The organism is Ochrobactrum sp. EDr1-4, assembly GCF_049199085.1.
Taxonomy (GTDB): domain Bacteria; phylum Pseudomonadota; class Alphaproteobacteria; order Rhizobiales; family Rhizobiaceae; genus Brucella.
Genome location: NZ_JBLZOF010000003.1, coordinates 735,846 through 753,396, shown reverse-complemented (window position 1 = coordinate 753,396; position 17,551 = coordinate 735,846). Strand labels below are relative to the sequence as shown.

The following is a 17,551-nucleotide window of genomic DNA, read 5'->3' as shown; positions in this document are numbered from 1 at the left end:
TAAACAAAGCCGTTACAACTTATTTCTTTAATATTAGCGCGGCCTCTCGTGGGCGCTTTGTTTGTTTGCCTGTTTTGAAAAATGGACGCGCCACGCGCCACAACAAAAGCATTGTGACAATCCCGGCGTAAATAACTGGCTCGGCAGGCCAGCTTTTGACTGACATCAAAAAGTGAATCGCACCGCCTGCAATGGCAATATAGACTAGCTTGTGCAGGGTAACCCATCGCCGCCCAAGCCTTCGGATAGACCAGTTGTTTGATGTGAGCGCCAGAGGCACCAGCAGCACGAGGCTGATCATGCCGATGGTAATGAACGGTCGTTTCACAATGTCGGCAATGACAGATGAAATATTCAATGCCTGATCCAGCACCATATAGACGGTGAAATGCATCAGCACATAATAGAAGGCTAAAAGGCCTAGTGCACGGCGATAACGCAGCAGACTGACGCCTGTGACGTCTCGGATCGGCGTGACCAATAAGGTCAGAATTAGAAACCGCAGCGCCCATAAGCCAAGCGTATGCTCGAAGCTTTTGATCGGGTCTGCACCCAGCTGATTGGTTGCGGCGAGATAAAAAGTCCAGACAGCGGGGATCAGGCCTACAATATAGAGGCACCAAATTTTCAGATCGTTGATACGCGCTGAGCGGGATTTGGCGACCATGTCAGTAGTTTTTCCGCAAATCCATGCCCGCATAGAGCGAAGCGACTTCATCCCCATAACCATTGAACGGCAAAGTCGGGCGGCGGCTGGCGCTAAAGAAGCTGCCTTCGCCAATTCTGCGTTCGGTTGCCTGCGACCAGCGCGGATGATCAACGTCGGGGTTCACATTGGCATAGAAGCCGTATTCATTGGCGGCTTGTTCTTGCCATGATGTTGGCGGCTGCTTTTCCACGAAGCTGATCTTGGTAATAGATTTGATGCCTTTGAAGCCATATTTCCATGGTACGACAAGGCGGATAGGTGCGCCATTGGCGTTTGGTAATGTCTCACCATAAAGACCAACTGACAGAAGTGTCAGCGGATGCATGGCTTCATCGAGGCGCAAGCCTTCGACATAAGGCCAGTTCAGGGCTTGGAACAATCCCTTCTGGCCGGGCATTTCTTCAGGACGCACAACGCCTGTGAAAGCGATGTATTTGGCAGAGCCGAGCGGTTCGACTTGCGAGAGCAGGCTTGCCAGCGGAAAGCCGATCCATGGAATAACCATCGACCATGCTTCGACGCACCGCATACGATAAATGCGTTCTTCGAGCGGCATTTTGGCAATCAGCTCTTGCATGTCGAATTCTTTTGGCTGTTTGACCAGCCCATCGACTTTCAAGCGCCATGGCAACGGTTTGAATTTTCCTGAATTGGCGGCAGGATCGCTCTTATCGGTGCCGAACTCATAGAAATTATTGTAAGTGGTCACCGACTCCTTTGGTGTCAGTTTCTCATCAACCTTATAGGCCGATGCGGCTGCTTTCAGTGGGTCAGCAAGAGCGCCAGAGGCAAAGCCTGTCGCAGCGATTGCGCCTGCGCCAATCAGAAACTCGCGTCGACGCAGATAAAGGCTTTTCGGCGTCACATCGCCTGAATTGAGGCGGGCAGACGAAAAACGGCTAGGCTTGAAGCTGCTCATATCGAAATTTTCTCCGCCAGAATAATTTTTTATAGTTAGGGCAGTTTTCGCTTTAAACACGTCAAAAGAATGATTTTTTTGCCACTCAATTATGCCTCACGTGATGTTGATAGGCAAAATAAGTGTAACAGTAATGTAACAGGTCGTAATTTTCCGTGTTTTCGTCACATTCTTGCTAAATCTCTGTTGTTAAGAGCACCGCGTAAATCGAATTGGCACGGGTCTTAATCGGATCCGGGGGGCTGCCTTAAAACCTTCGTTAACATATAAGTGGCAAGTTGAGCTTATGGTAAAGAAGACGTTTATAGCCGCCATAATGATGGCGCTCGCAGCAACAACAAGCACTGCTTTCGCAGAGGGTGAGCTCATGCCTGTCAAGGTTGTGAGTAAGTCACAAGGCATGGCGCTAAACGGCATCTCCGCTTCTATGAAAGATGAAACTGGCACTCCCCGACTGGGTGAGGGCGTAACAATGCGTGAAAAGAAAATGGATGTTGAAACGACGCCGGAACAGAATTTCTCGCGCAGCAAGCGGTTCATCTATCGTTTTTATAAGCCTGAAAACGCGTCCAATGAAGTGATTGTTCTGCTGCATGGTTCAGGCGGTAACGAAGCCAGCCTTGTTCCCATGGCATCAAAAATCTGGCCACGTGCTACGCTTCTTGGCGTGCGCGGTCGCGTGATGCAGGATGGTGGCACACGCTGGTATAAGCGCATCACGCCCGTCAAGTTTGACCAGAAAGACGTGAAGCTCGAAGCCAATGCGTTTGTGACATTCCTCACACGGCTTGCTGACGAGAAAGATCTTGATTTGCCACATGCGACATTCGTTGGCTATTCGAATGGCGCAAATCTGCTGGCAGCAACCATGATGCTTCACCCGGACTTGGTGAAGCGTGCCGTGCTGATGCGCTCCATGCCGGTTCTGGATAATGTGTCGGTTGCCAATCTTGGCAAGACACGCGTTCTGACGATCACTGGTGAAGAAGACAAGTTGTATTCGCCATTCGCACCAGCTCTCTCGGCGCTGTTGCGCGCTGGTGGTGCGAAGGTTGATGCCCGGACGATTGATGCCAATCACATGCTTGGCGATAAGGATGCGTCCGCTATCAGCCAATGGGTGGCTTCCCTTGGTCCAGACGGTGGACCAACGGTCACGATGAAAGCGAAGTAACAAAAAAAGGCCACGATCGGGGCCTTTTGTTTGACTATGCTGATCAGGTGGTTGTCATATCGATGACGCCACAGTCACCCGTTTCAGAGCCGAAGGCCAGACGTGTGCCTTGATCATCCCAGCCCATGCTGGTGATTGCACCCTTGCCGGGGCGACGCAGAAGCACTTCCTTCTGATCTTCAAAGCGTACCAGAAGCACCATGCCGTCATTATAACCAATGGCGGTGATATCTTCGACTGGGTGGCAGGCGACGGATGTCACCATGCTGTCGCCACGAAGCCCCAGTTCCAGCGGTGCCTTGCCCATCGGGCCATCTTTACCAGCAAAGGGCCAGACAATTGCAGCCGGTGCGCCCGAAGTGGCAAGCCATTTGGCCTTTACGCTCCACGACCAATCTTTAACCTTCGCTGGATAGCCGGTCATACGCATGTGCTTGCTGTCTTCCAATCGCCAGCCATGCAGCGCGTTTTCCTGCATCGATGTGATCAGGAAACGGCCATCGGGGGAGAAGATCGCACCGATATGTGCGCCTTTCCATTCAAGCTCCACAGGCTTTGCTTCGGTGCCTGTCCAGATCAGCGTTGCGCCATTATAGCGGGCAATTGCCAGACGTTGGCCTTTCGGCGCGAAAGCAATGCCTTCGACGCTGCGTTCCTGCGGGTATTCCTGCACTTTGCCATTGGATGTACGCACCCATGCCGAGCGGCTTGAAGCGAAAGCAACAGTGCCGCTTGGGCCGCTCGCAATTGCCGTCATCCATTTGCGCGGAACTTTGGCAAGCTCCGTTACCGTACCATCGGAGGAGGTTTGGCAGACGCGGCCATCTTCGCCGCCGGTGAGCAGTGATTTGCCGTCAAAGGACAGTGTTGCACTGAGTAGTCCGTCATGCGCCGTGCTGTTCTGGTGGCCATTGTCCAGCCGATGGATCGTTCCATCGGCCAGAGCAAAGAAGGGAACGCCGTTTATAAAACGGGCGTAAAGGCAATGACCGTCAAGGTCGAGTGGGGCAACTGTAGGCATCAGTGTCCAATTTTACTTTGCTAATCTTACTAGGCTTGGCAGTTCTCAAAGCCAGCTTTGAGTTCAGCCGCATCCAGCTCACGTCCGATGAAGACCAGACGGCTTTCATGCTTTTCTTCTGGTTTCCATGCGCGCTGATGATCACCTTCGATGATCATGTGCACGCCCTGAACCACGTAACGGTCCGGGTCGTCCTTAAATGCAATGATACCTTTAAGACGCAGAATATTCGGGCCCTGTGTCTGGGTGATATTCTGAATCCATGGGAAGAACTTTGCCGGGTCAACTTCACCCAAACGAAGCGAAACCGAAGTTACAGTCACATCGTGGATCGGCGATGCATGGTCATGATGATGGTGATCGTGTTTGTGATCATGGCCGTGGTCATGCCCATGATCATGATTACAGTCCGGGCCGCAGGTATGGTCATGATCGTGGTGGTGATGATGATCGTGCCCATGATGATGATCGTGCCCATGATGATGGTGATGATCATGTCCATGGTCGTGATCACAATCAGGGCCACAAACGTGATCGGGGTGATCATGATCAAGGAAGTGCGGATCGTTTTCGAGCGCGCGCTTCAAGTCAAAGGCGCCGCGATCAAGTACGCGATCAAGCGGAATGGCTGAGCGTTCAGTGCGATGCATGACTGCATGTGGATTGATCGCGCGGACAGTGGCTTCAACAGCTGCCAGTTCTTCCGGTGTAACAAGATCGGTCTTGTTGATCAGTACCACGTCAGCAAATGCGATTTGGTCTTCGGCTTCGCGGCTGTCTTTCAGGCGCAGCGGAAGGTGCTTGGCATCGACAAGGGCAACAACGGCATCAAGTACCGTCTTTGCGCGCACATCGTCATCCATGAAGAAAGTCTGCGCAACCGGAACTGGATCGGCAAGGCCGGTGGTTTCGACGATAATCGCATCAAAACGGCCCGGGCGGCGCATCAGGCCCTGCACAACGCGAATCAAATCGCCGCGCACGGTGCAGCAAATGCAGCCATTGTTCATTTCGTAGATTTCTTCGTCCGACTCGACGATCAGATCGTTATCTATGCCGATCTCACCAAATTCGTTGACGATAACCGCATAACGCTTGCCGTGATTTTCGGTAAGAATGCGGTTGAGAAGCGTGGTTTTACCCGAGCCCAGATATCCGGTCAGAACGGTAACGGGAATGCGGGCTGCTTCTGTGGTCAACTTGTCCTCAGTTTGGGCTTCAGCCTGGCTCATTGTTCATGCCTCTTGCGTTGCTGCCTTTTGATGGTCGCGCAGATGCGCTCCTGTAAGGCTTCAGATCGGGTATTTCATATAAGGGAAGGTATCCGGGAATGCTATATGCAACGCTATATTATAACATCCACTCCAATCACGTTCTTGCCAACACTTCCGGCGTAAAGCGTGCAAGTTCAAACTGATCCACATCTTGCAGAAGTTCAATGAAGCCCGCAACAGCATGGGCTAGGATTTTTTCGCCAGCTTCGGCGGTCGCGGCGCTGGCGTTACCGGCAACGCCTTGCGAGTTGAGATCGTGCATTTTCCAGCCAAAAGCATGCGGGCCATAGGCGCGCAAATGTTTGAACTCTTTTACGAAGTCAGATTGTTTGCTTGGGAAATTTTGAGCCTTTGACATATCGACCAGATCAGGCCGTAGTGCCAGCATCACTGATGTTTCAATGAAGCCGCCATGAATATCGAGCGCTTTATCTTCTGGCGTAATTAGTCCTTCGGGCAGTCCGAAGCGTGTCCAGCTTGTCGCCACAGCCAGCATATCGAGGCGGGTGCGCAGCTCTGTTGCAACAATGGTCATCAGTGGTGAATTGCCGCCATGTGCATTGAGCATCACGAGCTTACGGATGCCGCCTGCATGGAGATTTTCGCCCATACCGATCCATTGATTGACGGCTTCCGAAAAAGCAAGGCTTTGCGTGCCTTCTACATCCATATGTTCAATGGAGTAGCCAACTGGCTGGGCTGGCAGGAAATTGACGTTCAAGTTAGAAGGCAGTGCTTCGTTGACACGCGCGACAATGCCTTCAGCAATGATTGTATCCGTTTCAAAGGGCAGGTGAGGGCCATGCTGTTCGTGAGCGCCAAGTGGCAGGACGACAATCATGTCGCTGTTCTGGTCGCGCAGGTCGGTCATGTTTTTCTCCGTGCTGAATATTCTTAAACTATCGGGCATGAGCCTAATGTTGATCGATTAAAACAGCAACCATTGGTCAGATTCCGACATTTGCGTTTCGCATGTGCCAAAGACGTGCAATGTTAGCCGCGAAATTTTATTTGCTGCGGCAAAGTTACTTTGCAGCCGCAATATTTACCTTAACATGTTGCAGGTGCTTGCGGCTTCATATGTCAGACAATATCTTACTATAGATTGCACTTTATTAGTCGGATGACCAAGGGTGAGGTGGCGATGAGCAAGGACAACAAGGCAGTGATGCTCTACCGGATGCAATCGGTAGCACGGCTCACACGGACAGTGCTTGCCACACGTCTTCTCGAATTGGGGCTTTATGCCGGTCAGGATGCAGTGATGCTGCAACTGGCCGCTGAAGATGGTCTGCCGCCGGGTGTTCTGGCGCAACGGCTTGGCGTGCGTCCGCCGACCATTACAAAAACCATCACACGACTGCAAAGCCAGGGTTTTGTCGTCAAGCGCGCGTCAGAGACCGATCAGCGACAGTCGCATGTGTTTCTTACGCCGCAGGGTATTGAGGCGATTAAGATCATTGAGAAGTCCATTCGCAAGACCGAAAAAGACATGCTCAAAGGTCTTGATAAGAAAGAGCGCAAAGCGTTTCTCAAGATGCTTGGCCGTATGGAAAACAACCTGCAAGCACGTGGTTCTGTGCGCCTGTCCGAGGAGTTGGACAAGGAAGTTGTTGATGAGGACGATGTGGAATGAGTGTAAGGCTATAAAGCCGCGCTGAAAAAACTTTCAATTCATTGATTGCAATGGCATAACCAATTGAAATGGGATGGCCGCTTCTCTCTTTGAAATGATCTGAAGCGATTCCCGTTGTGATTGATGCAAGATCATTTCGGGGAGGCGACTTGGCTCAGAAAATCAAGCTATCGACCATCGCAGATGCGCTTGGTGTTTCGACGGCCACCGTTTCGCTGGCATTGCGCGACAGCCCGCTTGTCGCCGACCAAACCCGTGAGAAAATCAAAGAGCATGCCCGCGCGATTGGTTATATTTATAACCGTCGCGCTGCGAGCCTACGTACTTCGCGTTCCGGCATTGTGGGTGTCGTGGTTCATGACATCATGAACCCGTTCTTTGCCGAAATTCTGCGCTCGATTGAAACCGAACTGGATCGCTCGCGCCAGACCTTCATTTTGTCCAACCATTATGACCAGTTGGAAAAGCAGCGCACCTTTATGGATACGCTTTTGCAGCTTGGCGCAGATGGTGTGATTATGTCGCCAGCCATTGGCACACCGCCGGAAGATATTCAGCTGGCGGAAGACAATGGTCTGCCGGTTGTGCTGATTGCGCGTGATGTGGATGGCGTTCATGCGCCGGTTTTCCGTGGCGACGATGCTTATGGCATTGGCCTTGCCACCAATCATCTGATTTCACTTGGTCACACGCGCATCGCGATGATCGGTGGTACCGACCAAACCTCGACAGGTCGGGATCGTTATCAGGGCTATTTGCAGGCGATGCAGAAGGCCGGACTGGAAGTGAAGCCGGAATGGCGCATTGCTGGACCGCGTACCAAACAGGCCGGCTTTGAAGTTGCGCCACAGTTTTTGGCACTTAAAGATAAGCCCACAGCAGCCGTTTGCTGGAACGATCTTTCTGCCATTGGTTTGATGAATGGTATCGCGCGCGCTGGTCTTGTGCCGGGCGAAGATATTTCCGTGACTGGTTATGACGATCTGGAAGAAGCAGCGATTGCGACGCCTGCATTGACGACTGTCTGGAACGGTCAGCGGGAGGTGGGTCGCCGTGCGGCTCGCGCGCTTCTTGATCAATTAAATGGTGTGGAGGTTTCGCATGATCAGGAACTGATCAAGCCGGAACTACACATTCGGCAATCTACATCCAAACCCAAAAACCTCTGAACTTTTCTTCAATAAGCGAGCCATTTGCCTGGCTCGCTTTATTTTTGCATGAACATAAGGAAGCTGGCATGACCCAACGTGAAGCGACCATTCTGGTGCTCGGTAATTTTAACGAATATGCCGTGCAGCGGCTGTCGGGTGAATTTAAGGTCAAACGCATTCCCAAGGGCGATGCGGCGCTGGTTGAAGCGAGCTGGGCCGGGGATGTCACAGGTATTGCCAGCATGTCGACGGTAAATGCAGGCTTGATTGATGCGCTGCCAAATCTTGAAATTATCGGCAATTTCGGCGTTGGTTATGATGCGGTTGATGCAAAACATGCGGCCACCAAGAGCGTCATGGTCACGAATACGCCTGATGTGCTGACCGATGAAGTGGCTGATACGACCATTGGTCTGCTGATCGATACGGTTCGCGAATTGTCAAAGTCGCAGGAATTTCTGCGTTCTGGCGAGTGGGTCAAGCAGGGCCGCTATCCGCTCTCAAAACTCTCGCTGCGTGGCCGTAAGGTGGGTATTTTCGGCCTCGGCCGTATTGGTAAAGCTGTTGCCTATCGCGTTGAGGCATTTGGCTTGCCGATTTCCTATCACAACCGCCGCAAGTCTGATGATGTTAGCTATGCCTATTATCCAAGCCTGCTTGAACTGGCAAACGCAGTTGATACGCTAATTCTCGTAGCCCCCGGTGGTGCTGAAACTGAAAAAGCGGTCAATGCGGAAGTTTTGAGGGCACTTGGTTCGGAAGGCGTTCTCATCAATATTGGCCGCGGTTCAGTCGTGGATGAAGCGGCACTTGCAGAGGCTTTAAAGAACGGCACGATTGCCGCTGCGGGTCTTGATGTTTTCGCCAATGAACCGAACGTGCCGCAGGCGCTTCTTGATGCGCCAAACACGGTCTTGCTGCCGCATATCGGCTCAGCTTCGGAAAAGACCCGTGAGGGCATGGCCGATCTTGTGATCGACAATCTGATTTCATGGTTCGACAAGGGCGAAGCACTGACGCCCGTGTCGGAAACGGCTAATCTGAAGAAAGCCTGATAATATAGAGCGCCGATCTGATTGGATCAGATCGGCGCTCCAGACTCCTATTTTAACGCGTACCTTATCCGAAAACTGTTTCATACTTTTCGGAATGCGCTTTATGATGTGCGCTGTGCCTTGTGCGCACGCACAGCTTCACCGAAAGCCTCGAAAATCTTGCGTGATGGTGCATCCGTCTGAACCCAATATTCCGGGTGCCACTGAACGCCAACGACAAAGCCCTTTGCATTCTTGACGGAGACGGCTTCAATCGTGCCGTCCTCTGCGGTTGCTTCAACGGCGAGAACTGGGGCAAGCTTGTCGATTGCCTGACGGTGAACCGAGTTGACCTTCACGCTATCGGATTTGAGAATTTCGGCAAGGCATGAGTCGGGTGCGATTTTGATTGGATGCTGGATAGCAAAGCGCTCTTCCTGACTGGCGGCTTCTGGCGCACGGTGATCCATCCGACCTTCGAGCTCCTGAATTTCAGTCGCCAGCGTGCCACCCAGAGCCACGTTTAATTCCTGTATGCCCCGGCAGATAGCCAGAACCGGCACGCCTTTTTCAATTGCGGCACGGATGAGCGGGAGTGATGTTGCATCGCGCGCATTATCATATGGCTCGAAAGCCGCACTTTGCTCGACGCCATAAAGCTCTGGATTGACGTTGGATTTCGAGCCAGTCACCAGCAGGCCATCCACGCCATCTAGAATGGCCTCAATATCCATTTTGTCACCGAAGCTTGGCACGAGAAGCGGGGTGACTTCTGCAACATCAATTGCTGCCGCAAGATATTGTTCAGGAGCCGAGTGCCATACGTAGTTTTCAAACGGCTTTACATCGGTGGGGACGGCGATGAGCGGGCGATTCTTTTGCGACATGGGTGATTGGATTCCAGCGGAGGCTTCTGATTTCGCCATATTTAATGCGCCGAGGAGCGCTGCGCAATCTGCGAATCAATGGGCAATTTGTTGGAGAATGGATCGGACGTGCAAAAAAACGTCAAACCCTACTTAGTGCGTAGGAGTGGTCTAAAAAATCTATCGAGCAATTTTTACGGATTGCATGTGGGGTGTGCTGGTGTGTGTGAAGTTGACTGATACAATCAAGGGTGGTTTTTTCTCATGGAGCGAATGGCGCCCAATAACTGCTCAGTATTTTTCTTCGTCTGAAAGTTTCGCAAAATTAGGGCTTGTAACTAAGGATTCGAGAGATTCTAGCGATAAGCATCGGCGTCGCTAAAAATAAAATGCTTCTTCTGTTAGAATATGCTGACTTTTTTGAATAGTCTGAACAAGCAGAAATAAATCCTCAGAGTTGTATTACTGCTTAAGTGCCTAAGCGCTGTATTTATCTATATGGATAACAGAATACAGCTGCTGATTGTTACGATGACAGCTTGTGGTTTAGTTCTGCGAAAGGTATTTTTAAGTGATTAGTGGCATAGTAGCCCTTATGAAAGGGGTACGATTAAACAGATGTGGCGAAGCCTTCAACCTGATATGCCCACCGATGTGCGGCTATCTTTTTTGCGATCGCTTTATGGCAATCGAACAACGTTATGGTTTGGCTTGCTCGCCCATGTTGTGGCGTGTGTTGTAATTTATGTAAAAACAGCGGACTGGCGTTTTCTCGGTTTTGCTGGTTTTTTTACAATTGTCGCCATCGGTCGCCTTTATGACATGCACAAATTTGACCAGGCAAAGCTTGGCAACCTTTCTCATGAAGATCTGGACAAGTGGGAAGCGCGCTACTTGGTTGGAGCTTCTCTGGTTTGCGCAACACTCGGTATGTTGTGCTTTTTTTCAAGCTATATTTTACGAGACTCCTTCGCAGAGCTTGCCAGCCTGACGATCCTGCTTGCCTCTGTGGTATCAATTGTTGGGCGTAATTATGCTTCGGCGAAAGCTGTGATACTGATGTCAGCATGTACTTTGCTGCCGGTACTTGCGGGCCTTATTCTTGCGGGGACTCCCTTTCACGTTGTGATTGGTTTGCTGCTGATCCCGTATTTTTTATCCAATATTCAGATGGCGAATGGACTGCGCGAGTTTCTGTTTGCGGCAGTCATGGGCAAGAGGCGCTTATCCGTCGTCGCCAGCCGTTTTGATGCTGCTCTTAACAATATGCCGCAAGGCTTGCTTATGTTTGATGCTCAGCAGCGTATCGCTGTTATCAATCATAAAACCAAGGCACTGCTGAAAATTGCGGAGCACACGAAGCTACGGGGACGTAAGCTAGAGGTTTTGCTGCGTTACTGTTTTCGCCAGGGATTATTTCCGCATAACGATCTTAAAAATATCAGTCTGCGTATGCACGACCTTCTAGCAGGTCGTAAGTCGCGCGATATTTTTCAACTTGCTGATAGCCGCTATATTGAGTGCGTTTCAAATCAGACATCAAATGCCGGCGTTGTGCTGATGTTTGAAGATGTGACGCTGCGGGTTGAATCGGAAGTGCGCATTCAGCATATGGCGCGCTTTGACGGATTAACCGGACTTCCTAATCGAAACTATTTTGAAACGATGGTCCGATCGCTGCTGGCACACAAAGATAAAGACACGCTGGCCGCGTTGATCGTTATCGATATCAACCATTTCAAGCATGTAAACGATACGCTCGGACATCACGTTGGAGATATGTTTCTCAGGCTTTTTGCTGATCGCTTAAACTCGCTTGATCCGCAGCGCTATGTCGCGTCCCGCTTCGGTGGCGATGAATTCGTCGTTTTTGTTTTTGACCTGAACAGTGAAGATGAAGTTGATCCGGTGATGGAGCATATTGTTTCCATTACAAGCGGTACTTACGATCTGGAGGGCGATCAGGTTCACATCGAAATCAGCGCGGGTATTGCCACTGAAAGCGTTGAAAAATGTGATATTGCCAGCATGCATATGAACGCTGACCTCGCGCTTTATGAAGCAAAGAGCGAAGAGGGCAGACAGTGGGCGCTGTTTGTTGGTGCGATGGACACCAAATATCGCGGACGTCAGAAGTTAAAAGCTGATCTGAGACAAGCGATTGCGAATGGTGAGATTAAGGTCGTTTATCAGCCGATAGTCAGTGCGCAATCATTGCGCGTGGTTGCTTATGAAGCGCTCGCACGTTGGAATCATGCAGAACTTGGTCCGATCTCTCCTGCTGAGTTTATTCCTCTTGCTGAAGAAATTGGAATTATTTCGCAGATAACGAGTTTTATGCTTGATCAGGCATGTCAGGATTGCATGTTGTGGGGTGATCGCGTTGGGGTTTCAGTCAATCTGTCTGCAATCGATCTGAAAAATAGCGATATTACCCGGGTTATCGCGAATGCCTTGCAAAAATCGAGGCTTCCTGCGCGGCAGTTGGAAGTGGAAGTAACCGAAAGCGCGATTATTGCCGACCGGAACCAGACTTCGCTTGTTTTGCAGCGTCTTAAAAATGCGGGTATTAATATCGCGCTTGATGATTTTGGAACGGGATATTCCAGCCTCAGCTATCTCAACAGCCTGCCTCTGACAAAGGTTAAGGTAGATCGTTCCTTTGTGCAGGACATTACGACGGATCGCCGCTCTCTCATGCTGTTACGCGGCGTGACGCAGCTCTCGCATGAGTTGGGCCTAGCCGTTACCGTAGAAGGTGTGGAAACGGAGGAGCAACTGGCGTTGATCCGTGTTGCTGCCGGTGCCGATCTGGTGCAGGGCTATCTCATGGGCAAACCAATGCCAGCGGATGAAATCCGTTCATCGACTGCGAAGGCTATCGTCCATCACGACACGGGTCGTGTGGCCTAGGGCGGTTCGAGCTTACAAAATATCTTTGCAAACCCTCTGTCCTATTACTTTTTCCAATTTTTTAAAAAATTCTCCCCGCTATATATAGTGACTTTCAGCAACCATAGAAGAATGATGATATAAGAGTGTCATTTTTTGAACACGTCTGAATCTGATAGGTACTCGTTATTCTTTTTATTTATAAGAGTGGGAACATGAGGCGTTATTTTCGATATTTATTATATATGTTGATTCTCATAATTGTTCTGGCCGCTGGCGGAGCTGCGATTTTCTGGAAAAAAATCCACGAATATTGGGCAGTATATCAGTATGCGCAGACGTTTAAGCCCGATGTGATCGACGCTAATTTTCGCAATCTTTATAAGAAGTATAGTTCAGTTCAGGTGGCGCATCCGGCTGATGTAAGTACGTTGCCAGTCATCGATAAGCCTTTGCCTGCAACCTATAATTATAAGGGTGAAGCGCGCGATCTTAATGCGTTCCTCAAGAGGACAGGCACTACTGGTTTTATCGTTCTCAAAGACGGTAACATCATTCATGAGGAGTATGCCCGCGGCAATACTCAAGCCACGCAATCGATTGCGATGTCTCTGTCAAAGTCTTTTGTTTCGTTTTTGATTGGGAATGCCGTTGCTGATGGCAAAATCAAACTCGATGAAACTGTTGATCAATATGCTCCCGTGCTCGCGCAGGGTGGTTATAAAGGCGTTACGGTAAAAAACGTGCTCCAGATGTCATCAGGCATTGGATTTAACGAAAACTATGGTGATTTGAATTCCGATATCGTCAGATACATTATTCAGATATTGACGGGCTCGGTGATTGACTTCACCGCGCATCTTAAAAATGAACGTCCGCAAGGAACAGTCAATCAATATGTCTCGGCGGATACGCAGGTGCTTGGGATGGTTCTCGAAGGTGCCACAGGCGTTCCTCTTCAGAAATATTTTGAAGATCGGCTTTGGTCGAAACTCGGAGCCGAAGCAGATGCCTACTGGCTGACTGATTCAACGGGGGAAGTCGTTGCAGCAGGTGGTTTAAATGCTGTTCTTCGTGATTTTGCGCGTTTCGGTCTGGTTTATATGAACGAGGGGCGGAATTATCGTGGTGAGCAAATTGTGTCAGCCCAGTGGGTGCATGATTCAGTCACCCCGGATGCTCCCCATCTGATGCCGGGTAGATTAACGTCTGACGGAAAAGCTGCTTATGGTTACGGTTATCAGTGGTGGATACCAACCGAGCCACAGGGGGATTTCGTCGGTGTTGGCATTTATGGCCAGTTTATCTATGTCAATCCGCTCAAGCATGTGGTGATTGTGAAAACCTCAGCCTATGCAAATTACAACGTCGATGGCGCTGCGGTGAAGGATGAAACAATCCACATGTTTCAGTCGCTGGCCAACGAGTTGGATTAGTGATCGAATTGCTATTTGGGATGGCCGCTTGTGCGGCCATTTCTCATTTATACAACTGCCGGTTATGCTAGATGAAAGGCTTGATAGGGCCAATGAGAGTTTATGTCATCGACAAGTGATAAAAACTCAATCTTTCACCTTTACACGCTTATAAAGCACCTTATTCTGCGCAGTGATTTGACGGGGTGCGGATGCAATTTGAATGAGTAATGAAGCTGTCTCTGGCGGGCCACCGCCACTATCTAATTTCGCGCGGCAGCTATTGCAGTTTCTGGATCGGGTGGAATATCGTCGCGTTGTTCATGCGGAAGATCTCGAAGAGATTGGACGTCTGCGCTATCGGTCCTATCGAACTGCGAATGTAATGCATGAAGCGGCAGTGCCATCAATTGTCGATGATATTGACCGCGATAGCCACGCTTTCGTGTTTGGCATTCACATCGATGGGCAGCTTGTGAGCACGCTGCGTATTCATCACATCACGCCCGATCATCGTCGCGGCACGAGTTATGCTCTTTTCCCCGATATTCTCGATCCGTTGCTCAATAGCGGTATGAGCTTTGTCGATCCGACACGCTTTGCTGCAGACCCGGAATTGTTGAGCGAATATCCGGCAATCCCCTATGTCACGCTGCGCATCGCGGCGATGGCTTCTGAATATTTTGAAGCAGATCAATGCCTTGCATCGGTGAAACCCGAGCATATGGCGTTTTACAAGCGCATTTTTGGTACGACCGTTATGGCTGAAGCGCGCGAGCACGAAGGCTATGGTATCAGGGTCGGGTTAGGTGCTGCGCCCATTCGCAATATTCGCGACGCCGTTGCCGTGCGTTTCCCATTTTTCAAATCGCAACCGCATGAACGTCGCGCCATGTTTAGCAGCCTTACCAATGGTGTTGGGCCGCTAACAATTATGCCAACTGCTAAATATACTGGGCTGGGTGTCTGATAAGGCATCCATCTCAAATTTATTTATGATAATTTCTTTTTATTATTAAATTCATTTTGAAAGTTTCTTTAAAGAATTAAATCTAGCAATTTATAAAAATAGAAGCTATTTGGATCGCGGAGCCGTTTGATGCGGAACGAGGGATGACGACAGCCACCGAGGAAGCCGTTTCTTTAAATGGCCTTCGACCGTGATGTAGTGCATTGAAGATTGTAGATATTCTGTCTAGACTTCGACAAAATATCTCAATGGGTGGAACTAAAAATGGCAGAACATCATAATACGGCCCCAGCTGAAATTGGCGCGCCAATGGATTATACCGAGCATGATAAAACTTATGCTGGTTTCATGGGCATGTTTAAATGGGGCACCGTAGCGGTTGTCGCACTTCTGGCTGCCATGGCGTTCGGTTTTTTTGCGGGAGGTTTCTTCTCCGCGACCGTTCTGTTTGTTCTGATCTGCGCCGCTGCATGGTTCCTGCTCTAGGGATTTAAAACAGCAATCATCCGCATGATTTGATCGAATGCCTTGGTATGGGTGCAATACGCGCTTTACCGGGGCTTTATGCATGTCGTCTGTTTCAAGATTTTGAGGGCTTCTTCCCGGAAGCTCGAACTTTGCCCGGCTGCGAGGTCGGATCAGAGCGTATCCCGAAAAGTGTGAAGCGGTTTTCGGAAAAGATACGCGAAAAAATTAATACTTGTAGCGCCGGTCCGATGCCAATTAGATCGGTGCGTCTCAAGCCACGAAAGGGAAACCAGTTGGCCCAGACTATATTCATTCCGAAAGAGAGTGATCCCGTTGAGACCCGCGTTGCGGCATCTGCCGAGACGGTGAAGAAATTCATCGCGCTTGGTTTTGATGTCGTGGTGGAAAAAGGTGCAGGCGAAAAATCGCGTATCATCGATACCGAGTTTGCCACTGCTGGTGCACGCATAGGGACTACGGCGGATGCCAAAGCGGCAGACGTTATCCTGAAGGTGCGCCGTCCGAACGATGCGGAACTCAAAGGGTATAGATCGGGGGCAGCGCTTTTCGCGATGCTTGATCCTTATGGTCATGAAGATGCTGTTGCGGCATTGGGCAAAGCTGGCATCTCCGCTTTCACAATGGAATTCATGCCGCGCATTACCCGCGCGCAGGTGATGGATGTTCTCTCATCGCAGGCCAATCTGGCGGGTTATCAGGCAGTGATTGATGCGTCAGAAACCTATGATCGCGCGATGCCAATGATGATGACGGCGGCGGGCACTGTTCCTGCCGCACGTGTGTTTGTCATGGGGGCAGGCGTTGCGGGTCTTCAGGCGATTGCGACCGCACGCCGTTTGGGAGCCGTTGTGACTGCGACCGACGTTCGCCCTGCTGCAAAAGAACAAGTGGCGTCACTTGGCGCAAAGTTCATTGCAGTCGAGGATGAAGAGTTCAAGGCGGCTGAAACTTCCGGTGGCTACGCCAAGGAAATGTCGAAGGAATATCAGGCGAAACAGGCGGCACTCGTTGCTGACCATATTGCCAAGCAGGATATTGTCATCACCACGGCGCTTATTCCGGGTCGTCCGGCTCCGCGTCTTGTGACGAAGGAAATGGTTGCGGCCATGCGTCCGGGTTCGGTGCTGATTGATCTGGCCGTTGAACGCGGCGGCAATGTTGAAGGCGCTGTGGCCGGTGAGGTTGCGGAGGTGAATGGTGTGAAGATCGTCGGGCATCTCAATGTGCCAGGACGTATTGCAGCGACAGCTTCGCAGCTTTATGCGCGCAACCTTTATGCATTCCTCGAAACGCTGGTCGATAAAGAAGCCAAGCTTTTCCGATTTGACCCAGAAGAAGAGCTGGTAAAGGCAACTCTTCTAACTCACGCGGGTAAAGTCGTGCATCCCGCTTTTGCCAAGGCTGAAGTGGAAACTGCACCGGTGGCGGCAGTTGAAAAGGCAGCAAAGCCAAAAGCGGCGCCAAAGGCAAAAGCAGCTGTTATCGAAGGTGAGGCTGAAGAGCCCGTTCGTAAGGCGGTCCGTAAAACTCCCGCTAAGCCTGCAAAAACTTCCGCTGACGGAGGAGAGGCATAATGTCCGATACAGCACTCGAAAAAGCTCTTGAGAGCCTCAATCAGGCGGCAGATGCCGTCAGGCAGGCGGCAGAAAATGCAGGCGGTTATGGCGATGCCGCAGCGCTTGCTGTGCATAGTGCAAGTGGTGGTGTGGTTGATCCGTTTGTCTTCCGCCTTGCGATTTTCGTTCTGTCGATTTTCGTCGGCTATTACGTTGTCTGGCAGGTGACCCCTGCACTGCATACGCCGCTGATGGCCGTTACCAACGCCATTTCATCGGTGATCGTGGTTGGCGCACTTCTCGCGGTTGGCCTTTCGCTTTCTGGTTGGGCTACGGGCTTCGGCTTCATCGCGCTTATCCTAGCAAGTGTGAATATTTTCGGCGGCTTCCTCGTCACCCAGCGCATGCTTGCCATGTACAAGAAAAAAGAAAAGTGAGGGCTGAG

16 protein-coding genes are annotated in these 17,551 nt (G+C 50.6%); 10 read left to right on the top strand and 6 right to left on the bottom strand.

Annotated features, from left to right (window positions below):
• Nucleotides 1–19: 19 nt before the first annotated feature.
• The gene (gene msrQ / locus ACOZHT_RS14660) at nucleotides 20–667 is read right to left on the bottom strand and encodes a protein-methionine-sulfoxide reductase heme-binding subunit MsrQ (protein WP_421565858.1); all 648 of its coding nucleotides are present in this window, start codon (nucleotides 665–667) and stop codon (nucleotides 20–22) included.
• A gap of 1 nt (nucleotide 668) precedes the next feature.
• Nucleotides 669–1,628 (bottom strand): protein-methionine-sulfoxide reductase catalytic subunit MsrP, encoded by a 960-nt coding sequence (gene msrP, locus ACOZHT_RS14655; RefSeq protein WP_421565857.1) that lies wholly within the window; start codon nucleotides 1,626–1,628, stop codon nucleotides 669–671.
• A 316-nt stretch (nucleotides 1,629–1,944) separates the two neighbouring features.
• Between msrP and ACOZHT_RS14650 the strand changes: the two genes are divergently transcribed.
• Nucleotides 1,945–2,802: an alpha/beta hydrolase gene (locus ACOZHT_RS14650; RefSeq protein ID WP_421565871.1), complete on the top strand. Its 858-nt coding sequence runs from the start codon at nucleotides 1,945–1,947 to the stop codon at nucleotides 2,800–2,802.
• 43 nt (nucleotides 2,803–2,845) lie between these two features.
• Here the strand turns inward: ACOZHT_RS14650 and ACOZHT_RS14645 are convergent, their stop codons facing one another.
• From ACOZHT_RS14645 to ACOZHT_RS14635, 3 genes are all read right to left on the bottom strand, one after another.
• On the bottom strand, nucleotides 2,846–3,823 hold the full coding sequence (locus ACOZHT_RS14645; protein WP_421565856.1) for a WD40 repeat domain-containing protein: 978 nt from the start codon (nucleotides 3,821–3,823) through the stop codon (nucleotides 2,846–2,848).
• A gap of 29 nt (nucleotides 3,824–3,852) precedes the next feature.
• The gene (locus tag ACOZHT_RS14640) at nucleotides 3,853–5,055 is read right to left on the bottom strand and encodes a GTP-binding protein (RefSeq protein WP_339511255.1); all 1,203 of its coding nucleotides are present in this window, start codon (nucleotides 5,053–5,055) and stop codon (nucleotides 3,853–3,855) included.
• A gap of 136 nt (nucleotides 5,056–5,191) precedes the next feature.
• Nucleotides 5,192–5,968, bottom strand: a complete 777-nt coding sequence (locus tag ACOZHT_RS14635) for a creatininase family protein (RefSeq protein WP_339511257.1) — start codon at nucleotides 5,966–5,968, stop codon at nucleotides 5,192–5,194.
• A 273-nt stretch (nucleotides 5,969–6,241) separates the two neighbouring features.
• On the opposite strand from ACOZHT_RS14635, the gene ACOZHT_RS14630 reads away from it, so the two are divergent.
• The 3 genes from ACOZHT_RS14630 to ACOZHT_RS14620 all read left to right on the top strand — a co-directional run bounded on the left by ACOZHT_RS14630 (nucleotide 6,242) and on the right by ACOZHT_RS14620 (nucleotide 8,939).
• Nucleotides 6,242–6,733: a MarR family transcriptional regulator gene (locus ACOZHT_RS14630; protein ID WP_339511259.1), complete on the top strand. Its 492-nt coding sequence runs from the start codon at nucleotides 6,242–6,244 to the stop codon at nucleotides 6,731–6,733.
• Nucleotides 6,734–6,882: 149 nt separating this feature from the next.
• Nucleotides 6,883–7,902 carry a LacI family DNA-binding transcriptional regulator gene (locus tag ACOZHT_RS14625; RefSeq protein WP_250038635.1) on the top strand — a complete coding sequence of 340 codons (1,020 nt, stop codon included), beginning with the start codon at nucleotides 6,883–6,885 and terminating at the stop codon, nucleotides 7,900–7,902.
• A 68-nt stretch (nucleotides 7,903–7,970) separates the two neighbouring features.
• A complete protein-coding gene (locus ACOZHT_RS14620; RefSeq protein WP_421565855.1) occupies nucleotides 7,971–8,939 on the top strand; it encodes a 2-hydroxyacid dehydrogenase in 969 nt (322 codons plus the stop codon).
• A gap of 101 nt (nucleotides 8,940–9,040) precedes the next feature.
• Here ACOZHT_RS14620 and ACOZHT_RS14615 read toward each other — a convergent pair whose 3' ends face one another.
• The gene (locus ACOZHT_RS14615; RefSeq protein WP_339511264.1) at nucleotides 9,041–9,805 is read right to left on the bottom strand and encodes a gamma-glutamyl-gamma-aminobutyrate hydrolase family protein; all 765 of its coding nucleotides are present in this window, start codon (nucleotides 9,803–9,805) and stop codon (nucleotides 9,041–9,043) included.
• A gap of 597 nt (nucleotides 9,806–10,402) precedes the next feature.
• Here ACOZHT_RS14615 and ACOZHT_RS14610 point away from each other — a divergent pair.
• From ACOZHT_RS14610 to ACOZHT_RS14585, 6 genes are all read left to right on the top strand, one after another.
• Nucleotides 10,403–12,697 (top strand): putative bifunctional diguanylate cyclase/phosphodiesterase, encoded by a 2,295-nt coding sequence (locus tag ACOZHT_RS14610; protein WP_339511266.1) that lies wholly within the window; start codon nucleotides 10,403–10,405, stop codon nucleotides 12,695–12,697.
• Nucleotides 12,698–12,891: 194 nt separating this feature from the next.
• A complete protein-coding gene (locus ACOZHT_RS14605) occupies nucleotides 12,892–14,112 on the top strand; it encodes a serine hydrolase (protein ID WP_339511268.1) in 1,221 nt (406 codons plus the stop codon).
• Between the two features lie 202 nt (nucleotides 14,113–14,314).
• Nucleotides 14,315–15,061 carry an N-acyl amino acid synthase FeeM domain-containing protein gene (locus ACOZHT_RS14600; protein ID WP_339511270.1) on the top strand — a complete coding sequence of 249 codons (747 nt, stop codon included), beginning with the start codon at nucleotides 14,315–14,317 and terminating at the stop codon, nucleotides 15,059–15,061.
• Between the two features lie 264 nt (nucleotides 15,062–15,325).
• Nucleotides 15,326–15,547 (top strand): aa3-type cytochrome c oxidase subunit IV, encoded by a 222-nt coding sequence (locus ACOZHT_RS14595; RefSeq protein ID WP_339511272.1) that lies wholly within the window; start codon nucleotides 15,326–15,328, stop codon nucleotides 15,545–15,547.
• A gap of 275 nt (nucleotides 15,548–15,822) precedes the next feature.
• Nucleotides 15,823–17,124, top strand: a complete 1,302-nt coding sequence (locus ACOZHT_RS14590) for a Re/Si-specific NAD(P)(+) transhydrogenase subunit alpha (protein ID WP_339511274.1) — start codon at nucleotides 15,823–15,825, stop codon at nucleotides 17,122–17,124.
• Complete coding sequence (locus ACOZHT_RS14585) at nucleotides 17,124–17,543, top strand: NAD(P) transhydrogenase subunit alpha (protein ID WP_250038642.1); 420 nt, start codon at nucleotides 17,124–17,126, stop codon at nucleotides 17,541–17,543. Before ACOZHT_RS14590 ends, ACOZHT_RS14585 begins: the two co-directional genes overlap by 1 nt.
• The last annotated feature ends 8 nt before the right edge of the window (nucleotides 17,544–17,551 follow it).